We start from the raw sequence: 15,885 nt of genomic DNA on the forward strand, positions 1-15,885 counted from the left end.
TAGAATCCCTGGCCAGACCCCAATGGACCACGCACCCGGGAGCCCCATGGAATCCAAAGGCCGCCTTCTCCTTGCCGACGATGAGGATGTGTTCCTCCAGGCCATGGCCCAGCTCCTCGAGATGCAGGGCTTCACCGTCGACCCGGCCGCCTCGGTCCCGGAGGCCCGCGCCCTCCTGGAGGCCAACAGCTACGACATCCTGGTCTCCGACATCGTCATGCCCGGCGGCAAGGTGCTGGACCTGGTGCGGAGCATCCCGGAGCGCAACGCCGGCCTCCCCGTCGTGCTCATGACGGGCCACCCCTCCGTGGACACCGCCCTCGAGGCCATGGGCAACGCGGTCCTGGCCTACCTGGTGAAGCCGTTCACCCTGGAGGAGCTGATGGGGCCCCTCCAGACCGGCCTCCGCCTGCGCAAGGTGCAGTCCCTCGCCCTGGAGTCGTCGCGCCGCCTCCAGACCTGGGCGGACGAGATGCGGGCGGTGGAGGCCGATATCCGGTCGGCCCCGGCCAGCATGGGCGTCATGCCCCTGTCCGGCCTGGTCGGGCTGGTCCTGGGCAACCTCGCCGCCTCGACCCTGGAGCTCAAGCAGCTCCTGGACGTGGCCCTCCAGACCTCCGCCTCCCAGGGGGTGTGCGGCATCCGGGACTGCCCCCGGCTCGGCCTGCTCCAGGAGACCCTGCGGGAGGGGGTGGACGTGCTGGAGCGGACCAAGGGTTCCTTCAAGTCCAAGGAACTCGGCGATCTCCGCCGCCGGTTCTCGTCCGCCCTGGAAGGAACCGGGCCAACGACTGGCGCTTGACAATTTTAACCCCCTCCGCATACTGGCCTAGCTTTTCCAAGTCCCTCAGGGACGACCAGTCTTGGCGGGCAGGATCCGGTCCTGCAAGTTGAAGGCGAAATCCTGGAGCACCCGCTGCCAGCCCGAATTCGCAACGCGCTTCCGCGGCAGGCCCTTCCATGGCATTCCGGCTTCTCATCGTCGAGCAGAGCGAACTCCAGGTCCAGCGCCTGGCCCAGGTCCTCCGGGAGGCGGGCCTGGCCTTCACCTGGGAGGCCGCGGCCACCGCGGCCGAGGTCCAGGGGGCCCTGGACCGGGGCGGGCAGGACCTCCTCCTCTGCGCCCACGCCCTGCCCGGCCTCAGCTACGCCTGGGTGCTGGCCCAGGCCCAGGAGCGCGGCCTGACCGTGCCCTGCATCGTCATCGGCCCCACCTCGGACGAGGACATGGTGGCCCGGGCGGTCCGGCTGGGCGCACGGGATTTCGTGTCCCTCGGCCGCCTCAACCGCCTGCCCCAGGCCGTGCGCCGGGAGCTGGAGCGCGTGGACCGCGGCCCCGTCGCGCCCACCGCCGCGGAGGCGCTGCCCCCGGCCGGGGACGAGGCCCTGCTGGACCACATGGTGGAGGCCTACGGCCTCCACGAGGCCATCCGGGACGCCTCGGGCCGGGGCGTCGACTTCCGCTGGCTGCGGGTGAACAAGGCCTATGAGCGCCTCACGGGGCTCCGGTCGGAGGAGATGATCGGCCGCACCGCCCGGGAGGTGGTGCCCGACCTGGACCCGGTCTGGATCGAGCGGTTCTGCCGGGTGGGCCTGGCCGGGGAACCCGCGGCCCTGGACAACTACATCAGCCTCCGGGGGCGGGTGTTCTCCGGGCTCGCCTTCTGCCCCGCGCCCGGCCAGTTCGCCCTCCTGTTCAACGACGTCACCGAAAGCCGGGCCCTGGCGACCTCCCAGGGGAGCCTGGCCGCGGCGGTGGACCAGGCCGCGGAAGGCATCATGACCGCCAACCTCGGGGGCCTCATCACGTACGCCAACCCAGCCATGGAAGCCCTGGCGGAGGATCCGCGCACCCGGTCCGTGGGGCGCCCCGCGAGCGAGGTCCTGCCCGGGATTCCCACGGAATGCTGGACGGGGGGCCTCCCCTGGCAGGGCCGGGTGACCCGGACGGTGGCGGGCGGCGTCCAGGTCCTCGACTGCACCCTGGCCCCGGTCCGGGATCCGGCGGGCCGGCCCACCTCCACCGTCGTGGTGGCGCGGGACGTGACCCTGGAGGCCGATACCGAGCGCAGCCTCCGGCAGATGGAGAAGATGAAGGCCCTGGGCGAGGTCGCCGGGGGGATCTCCCACGACTTCAACAACCTCCTGACCGCCATCCTCAGCGCCACGGAGCTCATCGAGTGGAACCTGGCGGAGGGCAGCCCCATCCGCCTCAAGCTCCAGGTGATCTACCAGGCCGTGATGCGCGCCCGGGAGCTGAACAAGCAGATCCTCGCCTTCAGCCGCTCCCAGGACGAGAAGTTCATCCCCTTCGACCTGAGCGTCGTGGTCAAGGAGGCCGTCCACCTGATCAAGTCCACCTTCCCGCCCTCGGTGCAGGTCCGCGCCAGCCACGAATCGGGCGTCTGGATCAACGGGAACGGCGCCCAGATCCACCAGGTGGTGATGAACATCGCCATCAACGCCCTCCAGGCCATGCTCCCCGCGGGCGGCGTCCTGGAGATCGGCCTGGAGGGGGGTCCGGACGAGGCGAGGCTCACCTTCCGGGACACCGGCTGCGGCATGGACGCGGCGACCCTGGACCGGGTCTTCGAGCCGTTCTTCACCACCAAGGAGCGCGCCGCCGGCAAGGGCCTCGGCCTTTCCGTGGTCCACGGCATCGTCACGGCCCACGGGGGGACCGTCACCGCCCGGAGCGAGCCGGGCAAGGGCAGCGTCTTCACCGTCACCATCCCCGCCGCCATCCGCCCGGGGGCCGCGCAGGAGGAGACGCCGGACGAGGTCCCCACCGGTTCGGAGCGGGTCCTGTTCGTGGACGACGAGGAGGTCCTGGCCGCCCTCGGGAAGCAGGGGCTCCAGCTCCTCGGGTACCGGGTCACGGCCCGGTCCGACGCCCACGAGGCCCTCGAGGAGATCCGGCACCATGCCCAGGACTTCGACATCCTCATCACGGACCTCTCCATGCCGGGCATGTCGGGGGTGGAACTGACCCAGCAGGTGCGCCGGATCCGGCCCGACCTGCCCGCCATCCTCATCACCGGGGCCTTCCAGGACCCCCTGCCCCTGGAGGGAATGTCCACCCCCTTCGCCGAAGTCCTCCTGAAGCCCTCCACCATCCTCGACATGGCCCACGCCGTGCGCCGGGTGATGCGGGCCGCGCCCGCCAAGGCCGCGCCGGACCCCGCCCTGGAGGCCGCCGCGCGCCACGAGGGCGACTCGGCCATCCTGCTGGCCGAGGACAGCCAGTCCACCCGGTCCCTGCTCCGCAGCTGGCTGGTCAAGGCCGGCTACAAGGTGGACGAGGCCCGCGACGGCCAGGAGGGGTGGGAGCTCTTCGAGCGCAATCCGGGCCGCTACGCCCTGGTGGTCACCGACATCGTCATGCCCCGCCTGGATGGGCTCGGCCTGGCCCGCCGGATCCGGACCCTGGATCCCTCCATCCCCATGGTCATGCTCTCCTCCTCGGAAAGCACCGAATCGGTGAAGGAGGCCCTCCACCTCCAGGTGAGCGAGTTCCTCACGAAGCCCTTCGAATCGCGCCTCCTGGTCTCCACCGTGGAGCGCCTCTGCGCGGACCAGGCCACGCGCCTGAAGAACCTGCGGAGCCACGAGACGGCCCAGGCCGTGCGCATGGCCCAGCGCGCCATGGAGGCCCTCCCCGAGCGGGACATGCCCATCTATTCCATCTCCGAGCCGCTCACGGACGCCGGCGGGGACGTGTTCCGGGCCTTCCGGCGCGACGACGGCTCCATCTTCTTCTGCCTGGCGGACGTGGCGGGCCACTCCGTGATCAGCTCGTACGCCGTCGCCGCCTACCTGGGCATGCTCGCCAACTTCATCACCGGCGACCTGGACCTCCGCGGCCTGGCCTTCCGCCTCAACAAGGCCATCCAGGCCGGCCCCTTTTCCGAGGTCCCCATCTGCTGCCTATTCGGGCACTGGGCCCCCGGCACGGGCCGCGTCCACCTGCTCAACGCCGGCATCCCCCACGCCCTCTGGCACCGGGGCGGCCTCTCGGGCACCCGCGCCGTGCCCCTGAACGGCACCCCCCTCGGCATCCTGGACGAACCCCTCATCGAAGAGAAGGTCCTCCTGCTGTCCCCCGGGGACCGCCTGCTGCTGGGCAGCGACGGGTTCTTCGACGCCCTCGGCCCCGGCGGCCAGCCCTTCTCGGACCTGGCGGGGGCCATCTGGGAGAACCTGCGCTCCGCCGACATCTTCCAGGCCATCAACCTGGTGTCGGAGGCGGCCCGGACCCATGCCGGCGGCACCTTCGGGGACGATCTCCTCGTGGTGGCCCTGGAGCAGCCCCCCCTCGACCTCGGCCCGGGCGCCTTCGCCCAGTGCCTCCCCTCCGACGCGGGCGCCATCGACCGGGCCTGCGACGCCCTCGCTCAGTGGCTCGGCAACCCGGATGCCTCCGCCTCCCAGCACTTCGACACCCTCCTCGCCGTCCGGGAGGCCCTGTCCAACGCCGTCCTCCACGGCAACGGGGCGGACCCCGCGGCCCTCTTCGGGCTGTGGGCCACCCGCCTGCCCTCCGGCGCCGTCCAGATCGGCGTGGTGGACGAAGGCCCCGGCTTCGACCTGCAGGCCCACCAGCCCCCCGACACGGCCCAGTCCGAGCGGGGCCGGGGCATCCCCCTGATCCGGCACTTCGCGGGCCAGGTGGCCATGACCGGCGGCGAGCTCAGCATGATTTTCAAATAACTTCCCTGGCTGGTTGACATGAATCCGACCTCCCCCTCGTCCTCACCGCTCCCTGATCCGGAGGAACCGATGGCTTCGAACAATCCCGCTCCCGCCGCCCCGGGCACCATCCGCATCGCCGCGGGCGGCAACCTGGTGGCCAGCACCGTCGAGGATCGCCGGCGGGCCGCGATGGAGGCCCTCGCGACCCCCTGCGCCGAGGCCGTCCTGGACCTCGCCGGGGCCGACGTGGTGGACTCCCTGGGCATCACCCTCATCCTCGGCCTGTTCAAGACCTGCCAGCAGCGCAAGATCGCCTTCCGGGTCGAGGGGGCCAATCCCGACCTGATGCGGGTGTTCAAGCTCTTCAGCCTGCCCAAGCTGTTCCCCATCCAGGAGCGCTGACATGGTCAGCCTGGCCGACGAAAGCATCATCGCCGAATTCGTGGCCGAGAGCCGGGAGCACCTCAGCGTGGTGGAGCCCGACCTCCTGGCCATGGAGGACCTGGGCGCGAAGGTGAGCCAGGAGGTGATCAACCGGGTGTTCCGGGCGATCCACAGCCTCAAGGGCGGGGCCGGGTTCTTCTCCTTCGAGTCCCTCAAGAAGCTCAGCCACGCCATGGAGGGCGTCCTGATGCTGGTGCGGGACGGGAAGCTCCAGCCCACCCCGGACCTCATGGACTGCCTCTTCACCGGGGTGGACAGGCTCCGGGCCATGCTGGACGACATCCACGCCAGCGACGACGTCCCCTTCGCCAAGGAGCTGGCGGCCCTGGAGGCCATCCTGGGCGGCCAGGGCGTGAACCTCGGCGAGACCGTGAAGGGCCGGGAGAAGGGCACCAAGCGCGACTTCGACCTGGACGCGGAGAGCGTGCGCAGCGCCCTGAAACGGGGCATGAACCTCTTCCGGGCGGTGGCCTACCTGCACCGCGACATCCGCGACCAGGGCCTGGCCCCCCTGGCCTTCCTCAACAACGCGCTGTCCGTCGGCACCTGCCTCGACGCCTTCATCGACATCGAGGCCATCGCCGACCTGGAGCACTGCCTGGAGCAGGACCTGCCCGTCACCCTCCTCTTCGCGACGGTGCTGGAGCCCGACCTGGCCGCCATGGCCCTCAAGCTCCCCACGGACCAGGTGAAGGTCCTGGAGGTGAAGGCCCTCAAGGAGAGCCTCAAGGCCCGGCCCAAGGCCGAGAAGGCCCCGGCCCCCGCGCCGCCGCCGGCCCCCGCCGCCCCGGAGGCGCCGGCCGAGGCCCTGGTCGAGGCCGAGGCGGAGGCCCGGACCCCGCGCGAGGGCGCCAAGGACACGGCCAACGAGACCCTCCGGGTCCGGGTGGACCTCCTCACCAACCTGATGAACCTCGCCGGGGAACTCGTCCTCGGCCGGAACCAGCTGGTCCGGGCCATCAACGACTACCGCCACGAGATCCCGGGCCTGGGGGCCATCCTCCAGAACGTGAACCAGGTGACCACCGAGATGCAGGAGGGGATCATGCAGACCCGCATGCAGCCCATCGGCACGGTGTTCAACCGGTTCCCCCGCATCATCCGGGACATGAGCCGGCAGCTCTCCAAGCAGATCGAGGTCCAGATCGAGGGGGCCGAGGTCGAGCTCGACAAGTCCATCGTCGAGATGCTGGTCGATCCGCTGACCCACATCATCCGCAACTGCGCCGACCACGCCCTCGAGACCCCCGCCGACCGCAAGCGGGCCGGCAAGAACCCCACCGGGGTCATCCACCTCCACGCCTACCACGAGGGCGGCCAGATCAACATCGCCGTCCACGATGACGGCCGCGGCATCGACGCCCGGAAGGTGCTCGACAAGGCCCTCGCCAAGGGCCTCGTCAGCAAGGCCCAGGCCGCCGAGATGACCGACCGGGAGATCGTCCACCTCATCTTCGCGCCGGGCTTCAGCACCGCCGAGCAGGTCTCGGACATCTCGGGCCGCGGCGTGGGCATGGACGTCGTCCGCACCAACGTGGAGAAGCTGGGCGGCCACGTGGAGGTGGAGACCGAGGTGGGCATGGGCACGACGGTGCGCCTGCGCCTGCCCCTGACCCTGGCCATCATCCCCTCCATGATCGTGGGGGTGGCCGAGCACCGGTTCGCCATCCCCCAGGTGAACGTGGTGGAGTTCGTGTGGGTGAAGGCCAGCGAGGTCGCCCAGCGGATCGAGCAGGTCCAGGGCGCCCTGGTGCTCCGCCTGCGGGACCAGCTCCTGCCCCTGGTGCGCCTCGCGGACATCCTGGACATCCCCCGGACCTACCAGGACCCCGGCACCGGGGAGCCCCTGCCCGACCGCCGCAACGCCATCGCCGACCGGCGGGAGGCGGAGGAGGTTCCCGCCGGCCGCGGCGAGGACCGCCGCAAGGACTGGCGGAGCGACTACAACATCATCGTCCTCCGGGTCGGCAAGAACCAGTACGGGATCATCGTGGACGAGCTCTTCGACATCGAGGAGATCGTCGTCAAGCCCCTCTCCAGCTTCATCCAGAACACCAAGTGCTTCTCCGGGGCGACGATCCTCGGCGACGGCCGCGTGATCATGATCCTGGACGCCGGCGGCGTCGCCGCGGCCTCCCAGCTCCACTTCACGGACCTCCAGGCCGAGGAGCTCCGGCGCGCGGAGGAGGAGCGCCGCCACGCCGCCCTCAAGGCCAGCCGCCGGCGCTCCGTCATCCTCTTCGAGGGGGCCCGCGGCGAACGCTTCGCCGTGCCCCAGGACCACGTCCTCCGCCTCGAGCGCATCCTCCTGGGGCGCATCGAGCACATCGGGGACCGGGAGTACATCGAGTACCGGGGCGAGGGCCTGCCCCTCGTGCGCCTGGACCAGCACCTGGACGTGCGGCCCCTGGACGCCGCCCTCCAGGAACTCTTCCTCGTCATTCCCAAGGTCCCGGGCCAGGATTCGACGGCCCGGCCGCCGGCGGGGATCCTCATCAGCGAGATCCTGGACGCCCTGGACGTGGAGGTGGAGCTCAAGCCCGTCGAGTTCAAGGGCCCCGGCCTCCTCGGATCGGCCGTGGTCCAGGACCACCTGACCCTCTTCCTCGATCCCATCGACCTCCTGCGCTCGGCGGGCCTGGCCGGAGGTGCCGCATGACCCAGTTCGCGACCTTCAACGTGGGCGACCACCTCTTCGGCCTGGACATCCTCCGGGTCCGGGAGATCATCCGGGTCTCCAGCATCACCCCCGTGCCCCGGTCCGACGCCCACCTGCGGGGCCTCATCAACCTCCGGGGGCAGATCGTCACCATCCTCGACCTGGCGGTGCGCCTCGGCCAGCAGGCCAGGCCCGTCAAGGACTCCAGCCACATCGTCATCCTGAAGCACGGCGCCGGCGCCCAGGACAAGGGCAACGGCGGGGGCCAGGACATCCTGGGCCTCCTCGTGGACGCCATCGGCGACGTCGTGGAGGCCGACGTGGCCCTGGCCGAGGCGCCCCCCGCCAACCTGTCCGGCGCCGAGGAGCGGTTCCTGTCCGGGGTCCTGAAGACCGACGCCGGCCTCCTCGTCCTCCTCAACCTCCAGGAACTCATGACCACCGGCTGAGTCCGGCATCCCGACGGCCTTCGAACCCGCCCTTCCCTTCCTGCCAGGAGATACGCCATGCAATTCCTCGACAACATCAAGATGGGGCCGAAACTCATCGCCTCCTTCGTGCTCACCGCCCTGGTCACGATCGTCGTGGGCACCTTCGGCGCCCTCAAGCTCCGCTCCGCCGACGAGGACAACCAGCGGATGCACGACAAGATGCTCACCCCCATCGCCGACATGGGCGACGTCGTCCAGTACAACCAGCGCCTCCGGGTGAACATGCGCGACGCCTACATCTCCGGGGACATGGAGCGCTTCCAGCGGCGCTACGACGAGTTGGCGGACCTCTCGCGCAAGGCCGAGGCGAAGGTCAAGGCCTCCTTCCTCACCGACGCGGGCAGGGCCGCCTGGGCCCGGTACGAGGACGCCAAGGCGGCCAGCCTCGAATCCAACCGCCAGGTGTTCTCGCTCATCCGTTCCGGCAAGAAGGCCCAGGCCGAGGACCTCCTCTACGGCGACAACTTCGGCAAGGTCCAGGCGCTGAACAAGTGCGAAGCCGAAGTGCTGGGCACCAAGATCGACCTGGCGAAGAAGACCACGGACGAGGTCACCGCCAACGCCAACGCCACCATCCACACCATGCAGCTCCTGATGCTCCTGGGGGCCGCCCTCGGCATCGCCCTCGGCGTGGTCATCGCCCGCTCCATCACCCAGCCCATGGCCAAGGGCGTGGAGATGATGAAGGAGATGGCCAAGGGCCACCTCTCCATCCGCCTCAAGATGGACCGCAAGGACGAGATCGGCCAGCTGGCCGAGGCCATGGACGCCTTCGCCGCCGATCTCCAGGGCATGGTCGTGGGTCTCCAGCAGATCGCCAAGGGCGACCTGGCCCGCGAATGGACCGCCTCCGACGCCCAGGACGAGATCGCCCCGGCCCTCAAGCTGGTCCGCGCGAACCTCCTGGCCCTCGTCGAGGACGCCGCGATGCTCAGCAAGGCGGCCGTCGACGGCAAGCTGGCCACCCGCGCCGACGTCAGCCGCCACCACGGCGAGTTCCGCCGCATCGTCCAGGGCGTCAACGACACCCTGGACGCGGTCATCGGCCCCCTCAACGTCGCGGCCGGCTATGTGGACCGCATCAGCCGCGGCGACATCCCCCCGGCGATCACCGACAGCTACAACGGCGACTTCAACACCATCAAGGTCAACCTCAACAAGTGCGTCGCGGCCCTGGACGGCCTGATCCGCGAGATGAACCACATGTCGGCCCAGCACGACGCCGGCGACATCGATGTGAAGATGGACGCCGCCCAGTTCGAGGGCGCCTACCGCCAGATGGCCAACGGCTTGAACGACATGGTCTTCGGCCACATCGCGGTGAAGAAGAAGGCCATGGCCTGCGTGTCCGAGTTCGGCAAGGGCAACTTCGAAGCGCCCCTGGAGCGCTTCCCCGGCAAGAAGGTGTTCATCAACGAGACCATCGAGGAAGTGCGCGGCCACCTGAAGGCCCTCATCGCCGACGCCTCCATGCTCAGCCAGGCCGCCGCCGACGGCAAGCTGGCCACCCGCGCCGACGCCACCCGCCACCAGGGCGACTTCCGCAAGATCGTCCAGGGGGTCAACGACACCCTCGACGGCGTCATCAAGCCCATCAACGAGGTCCAGCGGGTCATGGGCGCCATGGAGCAGGGCGACCTCACCGCCCGCATCACCAACGAGTACCGGGGCGACCTGCAGGCCCTCCGGAACGCCGTGAACAACACGGCCGCCAAGCTGGCCCAGACCCTCACGGACATCAGCGGCGCCAGCAACACCCTGGCCAGCTCCGCCGACGAGCTGACCGCGACCTCCGCGACCATGAGCGGCAGCGCGGAACAGATGACTCAGCAGGCCAACACGGCCGCCGCGGGCACCGAACAGGCCTCGGCCAACGTGAAGAACATGGCCGCCGGGGTGGAGGAGATGAGCGCCAACGCCAACACCGTGGCCTCTGCCTCCGAGGAGGTGAGCGCCAACCTCCAGACCGTGGGCGCCGCCGTGGAGCAGATGTCCTCGAACATGAAGACCATCGCCGCCTCCACGGAGCAGATGACCTCCTCCGTCAACACGGTGGCCACCGCCATCGAGGAGATGAGCGTCAGCCTCAACGAGGTCTCCAAGAACTCGGGCCAGGCCGCCACCGTGGCCGGCAAGGCCGCCAAGAGCGCCACCAACACCGCCGAGACCGTGAACAAGCTGGGCCGTTCGGCCCAGGAGATCGGCAAGGTGGTGGACATGATCAAGGGCATCGCGGCCCAGACCAACCTCCTCGCCCTCAACGCCACCATCGAGGCGGCGAGCGCGGGCGAGGCGGGCAAGGGCTTCGCGGTGGTGGCCAACGAGGTGAAGGAACTGGCCAAGCAGACGGCCGGAGCCACCGAGGAGATCCGCGCCCAGGTGGAGGACATGCAGGGGAACACCCAGCAGGCCATCAAGGCCATCGACGAGATCGTCCAGGTGATCGGCGAGATCAACGCCATCTCGGCCAACATCGCGGCCTCGGTGGAAGAACAGACCGCCACCACGAACGAGATCTCCAAGAACGTGGGCTACGCGGCCCGGGGCGCCCAGGATGTGGCCCGGAACGTCCAGCAGGCGGCCATCGGCACCAACGAGGTCTCCCGCAACGTCCAGGAAGCCGTGAAGGGGGTGACGGACATCAGCCGCAACATCAACCAGCTGGCCCTCGGGGCCACCGACGTGGCCAAGAACGCCGGGGAGGCCTCCAAGGGCATGAACGACGTCAGCCGCAACGTGGCCCTGGTGAGCGGCGCCGCCCGGGAGACCACCCGCGGCGCGGGCGACACCAACAACGCCGCCAAGGAGCTCGCCCGTCTGGCCGAAAAGCTCCAGCAGAGCGTGGCCCGGTTCAAGCTGTAGGCTGAAGGGCTCCGGGGGCCCCGGCCCCCGGAGCCGACTTTTCCCCTCCCGGGCGGTTTTTTTCTGGGCCGTTCCGCTATCTTATAGGCCATATGATCCCCAAGCTCCGCATCCTCATCGTGGACGACACCGCGGTCTACCGGCGCATCCTCACGGAGGTGGTGGAGTCCGTCCAGCCCGATGCGGAGGTCTCGGCCTGTCCCAGCGGGCGCCTGGCCCTGGCCCGCCTGGACCAGGCGCCCTCGGACCTCGTGCTCCTGGACGCGGTGATGCCGGACCTGAGCGGCCTGGAGACCCTCCGCCTCCTCCGGGCCCGGCACCCGGACACCAGCGTCATCATGATCAGCGGCACCACGTCCGCCGCCGCGTCCAGCACCCTGGACGCCCTGGCCCTGGGCGCCCTCGAGTTCGTGCGCAAGCCCGAGGGCGCCGACGCCGAGGCCAGCCGCGCGGAGCTCCGGGACGTGCTGCGCCCCCTGCTGCGCCACGTCCAGACGCGCCTCAACCTGCGGAGCCCCGTCACCCTGCCGCCCATCCGCCGCGACCCGGAGCCGGCCCCAGCGGCGGCCCCCTCCGCCCCGGCCCCGCCCCAGCCCTCCCGCCGGCAGGGGCCCCGCCCCAGCCGCTTCGACGTGGTGGCCATCGGCGTCTCGACGGGGGGCCCCAACGCCCTGGCGGAGGTCATTCCCAACCTGCCCGCGGACCTGGGCGTCCCGGTCCTCGTAGTCCAGCACATGCCGCCCTTCTTCACGGCGAGCCTGGCGGAGCACCTGGACAAGACCTCGCGCCTCCGGGTGGCCGAGGCCGTGGAGGGCGAGCCCGTCCTGCCCAACCGGGTCTACATCGCCCCGGGGGGCCGCCACATGACCATCCGCCGCATGGGGGGGCCCGAGGGGCCGCCCATCATCGGCCTCAACGACAACCCGCCCGAGAACAGCTGCCGCCCCTCGGTGGACGTGCTCTTCCGCTCCGTGGCGGCCCACTTCGGCGGCACCATCCTGGGGGTCGTCATGACCGGCATGGGCTCCGACGGCTGCGAGGGGGTGCGCGCCATGAAGCGCCAGGGCTGCCACGTCCTCACCCAGACGGAGGACACCTGCGTCGTCTACGGCATGCCCATGGCCGTGGACGAGGCCGGCCTCTCCGACGAGCAGGTCCCCCTGCCCCGCCTCGCGCCCCGCATCGCCTACCTTGTCGGCTCCGGGAGGTCCGCATGAGTCCCGAATCCATCACAGCCGCCGAGTTCCGCCTCATCCGCGACTACATCCAGGAGCACTGCGGCATCTGCCTGGGCGACGAGAAGGCCTACCTGATCGAGACGCGCCTGGCCGGGCTCATGGTCCAGCACGGCTGCACCGATTTCGGCAGCTTCTACCGCCTGGCCAAGGGCGGCGACTCCCCCCAGCTCCGGGAGCAGGTCATCGACGCCATGACCACGAACGAGACCCTCTGGTTCCGGGACCAGCACCCCTTCTCCATCCTGGAGGAGCAGCTCCTGCCGCCCCTGGCCGAGGAGATCCTCAAGGGGAACCGGTTCCGGGTCCGGATCTGGTCCGCGGCCTGCTCGACGGGCCAGGAGCCCTACAGCATCGCCATGACCATCCAGGAGTTCTGCAAGCGGACCCCGGGACTCCAGCCGGGCCACTTCGAGATCATCGCCTCCGACATCTCCCCCTCCGCCCTCTTCCTGGCGAAGGCCGGGCGCTACGACGAGAACGCCATCCGCCGCGGCCTGCCCGACGACATGAAACGGAAGTACTTCCACCCGGACGGCCAGGTCTGGAAGGTCAACGACGACGTCAAGGCCATGATCTCCTTCCGGAAGTTCAACCTGCAGGATTCCATGGAGCCCCTGGGGCGCATGGACATCGTCTTCTGCCGCTACGTCACCATCTACTTCGCCGACGACTTCAAGCGCCGGATCTTCCAGGGCCTCGCACGGCTCCTGGGCCCGGGCGGGCACCTCCTGGTGAGCGCCGTCGAATCGCTGCGCGGCATCGCCGACGAATTCCTGCCCCTCACCCACGGCGGAGGCCTCTACTACCGCTGCGAGCCCCAGAATCCGGGAGGCGCCCCATGAAGATCCTTTCCGTGGACGATTCCGCGACCATGCGCAAGATCATCGGCCGCGTCGTCGGCATGCTGGGCTACGACCTCCTGGAGGCCGGGACCGGCGAGGATGGCATCGCCGTCCTGGAGCAGAACGTGGCGGACGTGGCCCTGGTGATCATGGACATCAACATGCCCGGCATGGACGGCATCAGCGCCCTGGAGGCCATCAAGGCCAATGAACGCACCCGCAACGTCCCCGTGATGATGGTGACCACCGACAGCGACCGGCAGCGCATCATCCAGGCCGTGCGGGCCGGCGCGGCCAACTACGTCACCAAGCCCTTCACCCACGACGACCTCGCCGCCAAGATCGCCGACACCCTGGGGGCCTCCGAGTTCTGAGGGCCCTGCCGGGCCCCCGGGAATCCCTTGATTCCCGAGGAAAAACCGAGCCAGCGAGCGTAGGATGGGGGCATCCCCATCCAGTCCGGAGGTGCCATGCCTCGCCGCGCCCTGCTCGCCTTCGCCCTCGCCGTCCTGCCGGCCCTCGCCCAGGAGGTCCCCCATGTGCTCTTCCAGGACGTGCGGATCTTCGACGGCCGCAGCCCGGCCCTGTCGGCGCCCGCCCACGTCCTGGTGAAGGGCAACCGCATCGCGCGCATCTCCACGACGCCCATCCCCGTGGACCCGGGCGCCCGGACCCAGGTGATCGCCGGCGGGGGGCGGACCCTCATGCCCGGCCTCATCGACGCCCACTGGCACAGCATGATGGCCGCCGTGCCCCAGAGCCTCTCCCTCGTCGCCGACCAGGGCTACCTGTACCTCCTGGCGGGCTGGGAGGCCCGGGAGACCCTCCTGCGCGGGTTCACCAGCGTCCGCGACCTCGCGGGCCCGGCCATCGGCCTCAAGCAGGCCATCGACGCGGGCCTCGTGGAAGGCCCCCGCATCTGGGTGGCCGGCGCCATGATCAGCCAGACGGGTGGCCACGGCGATTTCCGGTTCCCCTACGAGGTGCCCCGGGCCCCCGGCGCGCCCCTGAGCCACGCCGAGGTGACGGGCGCCTCCGCCCTCGCGGACAGCCCGGACGAGGTGCGGCTGCGGGCCCGGGAGCAGCTCATGCGCGGCTCGGTCTTCCTGAAGCTGGCCGCGGGCGGCGGCGTCGCCTCCAACTACGATCCCCTGGACGCCAGCCAGTACACCGAGGCCGAGATCCGCGCAGCGGTGGAGGCGGCGGAGAACATGGGCACGTACGTCACCGTCCACGCCTACACCCCCCGGGCCATCCAGACCGCCATCCGCGGCGGGGTGAAGTGCGTCGACCACGGCCAGCTCATGGACGAGGCCACCGCCCGCCTCATGGCGGAAAAGGACATCTGGCTCTGCCTCCAGCCCTTCCTGGACGACGAGGACGCGGCCCCGTTCCCGCCGGGCTCCGACAACCAGCTCAAGATGCTGGCCATGCACCGGGGCACGGACACGGCCTACGCCCTGGCCAAGCGCTTCAAGCTCCGCCTCGCCTGGGGGACCGACGTGCTCTTCGACCCGCGCCTGGCGGCGCGCCAGAACGCGCAGCTGGCCAAGATGACCCGCTGGTTCACCCCGGCGGAGACCCTCACCATGGCCACGGCCACCAACGCCGAACTCCTGGCCCTGAGCGGCCCCCGCAACCCCTACCCCGGCGCGCTGGGGGTGGTGAAGGAGGGCGCGCTGGCGGACCTCCTCCTGGTGGACGGGAACCCCCTCGCGGACCTGAAGGTCATCGCGGATCCCCGGAAGAACTTCAAGGTGATCATGAAGGACGGGAGGATCCACAAGAACGCCCTGTAGGGCGCCCGTCAGAAGCGGAGGCTGAGGTCGGCGGCGGGGGCGCTGTGGGTGAGGGCGCCGACGCTGAGGTAGTCCACCCCGGTCTCGGCCACGGGCCGGGCCCGCTCCAGGGACATGTTGCCGCTGGCCTCCAGGAAGACCCGGCTGCCCTGGGCGATCCGGAGGGCGACGGCCTCGGCCATGCGGTCCACGCTCATGTTGTCCAGGAGGATGCCGTCCACCTCGGGGATCCCCATGGCCTCGGCGACCTGGTCGAGGGTCTCGGCCTCCACCTCGATGCGCACGAGGCTGGGCGCCACGGCCCGGGCCCGGGCCACCGCGGGCCCGATGCCGCCGGCGGCCGCGATGTGGTTCTCCTTGATGAGGATCCCGTCCCCCAGGGTCAGCCTGTGGTTGAAGCCGCCGCCGCAGCGCACCGCGTACTTCTCCAGCACCTTGAGGCCGGGGGTCGTCTTGCGGGTGTCCAGGATGCGCGCGCCGGTCCCGGCCACGGCGTCCGCGAAGGCCCGGGTGAGGGTGGCCGTCCCCGACAGGCGCTGGAGGAGGTTGAGCATCACCCGCTCCGCCATGAGGATGGCCCGGCTGGAGCCCTCGATGCGGAGGGCCTCGTCGCCGGGGCGCAGGCGGTCGCCGTCCCGGGCCGGGAGGTCCACGCGCAGGGCCGGGTCCACGGCCAGGAGCACCTCCCGCGCCACGGGGAGCCCCGCCACGGTCAGGTCCTGCTTGGCCACGACCCGGGCCGCCATGGGGCGGTCCGGCACGGCCGCCGTCGTCCAGTCCTGGGTGCCCCAGTCCTCCCGCAGGAAGGCCTTGAGGGCGTCCAGGTAGGTCAGGGGGTGGGGCGGGTTGTGCATGGCT

At 70.4% G+C, this 15,885-nt stretch carries 11 protein-coding genes; 10 read left to right on the plus strand and 1 reads right to left on the minus strand.

The window, feature by feature from the left end:
* Positions 1–46 precede the first annotated feature (46 nt).
* The 10 genes from R2J75_RS11255 (at position 47) to R2J75_RS11300 (ending at position 15,027) form a co-directional block, all read left to right on the plus strand.
* Positions 47–802 carry a response regulator gene (locus R2J75_RS11255; protein ID WP_243332228.1) on the plus strand — a complete coding sequence of 252 codons (756 nt, stop codon included), beginning with the start codon at positions 47–49 and terminating at the stop codon, positions 800–802.
* A gap of 158 nt (positions 803–960) precedes the next feature.
* Positions 961–4,710, plus strand: a complete 3,750-nt coding sequence (locus R2J75_RS11260; RefSeq protein WP_243332227.1) for a response regulator — start codon at positions 961–963, stop codon at positions 4,708–4,710.
* 69 nt (positions 4,711–4,779) lie between these two features.
* Entirely contained in the window at positions 4,780–5,094 is a 315-nt protein-coding gene (locus R2J75_RS11265; protein WP_243347012.1) for an STAS domain-containing protein, read from the plus strand.
* A gap of 1 nt (position 5,095) precedes the next feature.
* Positions 5,096–7,795 (plus strand): chemotaxis protein CheA, encoded by a 2,700-nt coding sequence (locus R2J75_RS11270; RefSeq protein WP_316410161.1) that lies wholly within the window; start codon positions 5,096–5,098, stop codon positions 7,793–7,795.
* Positions 7,792–8,244 carry a chemotaxis protein CheW gene (locus R2J75_RS11275; protein ID WP_243332220.1) on the plus strand — a complete coding sequence of 151 codons (453 nt, stop codon included), beginning with the start codon at positions 7,792–7,794 and terminating at the stop codon, positions 8,242–8,244. Before R2J75_RS11270 ends, R2J75_RS11275 begins: the two co-directional genes overlap by 4 nt.
* Positions 8,245–8,301: 57 nt before the next feature.
* Positions 8,302–11,148, plus strand: a complete 2,847-nt coding sequence (locus R2J75_RS11280) for a methyl-accepting chemotaxis protein (protein WP_316410164.1) — start codon at positions 8,302–8,304, stop codon at positions 11,146–11,148.
* A gap of 92 nt (positions 11,149–11,240) precedes the next feature.
* Positions 11,241–12,365, plus strand: a complete 1,125-nt coding sequence (cheB, locus tag R2J75_RS11285) for a chemotaxis-specific protein-glutamate methyltransferase CheB (RefSeq protein ID WP_316410166.1) — start codon at positions 11,241–11,243, stop codon at positions 12,363–12,365.
* On the plus strand, positions 12,362–13,228 hold the full coding sequence (locus R2J75_RS11290) for a CheR family methyltransferase (RefSeq protein ID WP_316410172.1): 867 nt from the start codon (positions 12,362–12,364) through the stop codon (positions 13,226–13,228). The genes cheB and R2J75_RS11290 overlap by 4 nt, the downstream gene beginning before the upstream one ends.
* Positions 13,225–13,602 carry a response regulator gene (locus R2J75_RS11295; protein WP_243332213.1) on the plus strand — a complete coding sequence of 126 codons (378 nt, stop codon included), beginning with the start codon at positions 13,225–13,227 and terminating at the stop codon, positions 13,600–13,602. Before R2J75_RS11290 ends, R2J75_RS11295 begins: the two co-directional genes overlap by 4 nt.
* A gap of 96 nt (positions 13,603–13,698) precedes the next feature.
* Positions 13,699–15,027 (plus strand): metal-dependent hydrolase family protein, encoded by a 1,329-nt coding sequence (locus tag R2J75_RS11300; RefSeq protein WP_316410174.1) that lies wholly within the window; start codon positions 13,699–13,701, stop codon positions 15,025–15,027.
* Between the two features lie 8 nt (positions 15,028–15,035).
* On the opposite strand, the gene nadC is transcribed toward R2J75_RS11300, so the two are convergent.
* Positions 15,036–15,881 (minus strand): carboxylating nicotinate-nucleotide diphosphorylase, encoded by an 846-nt coding sequence (nadC, locus tag R2J75_RS11305; RefSeq protein ID WP_243332209.1) that lies wholly within the window; start codon positions 15,879–15,881, stop codon positions 15,036–15,038.
* Positions 15,882–15,885: the final 4 nt, after the last annotated feature.

The organism is Mesoterricola sediminis, from assembly GCF_030295425.1.
In the GTDB taxonomy this organism is placed as follows: Bacteria; Acidobacteriota; Holophagae; order Holophagales; family Holophagaceae; genus Mesoterricola; species Mesoterricola sediminis.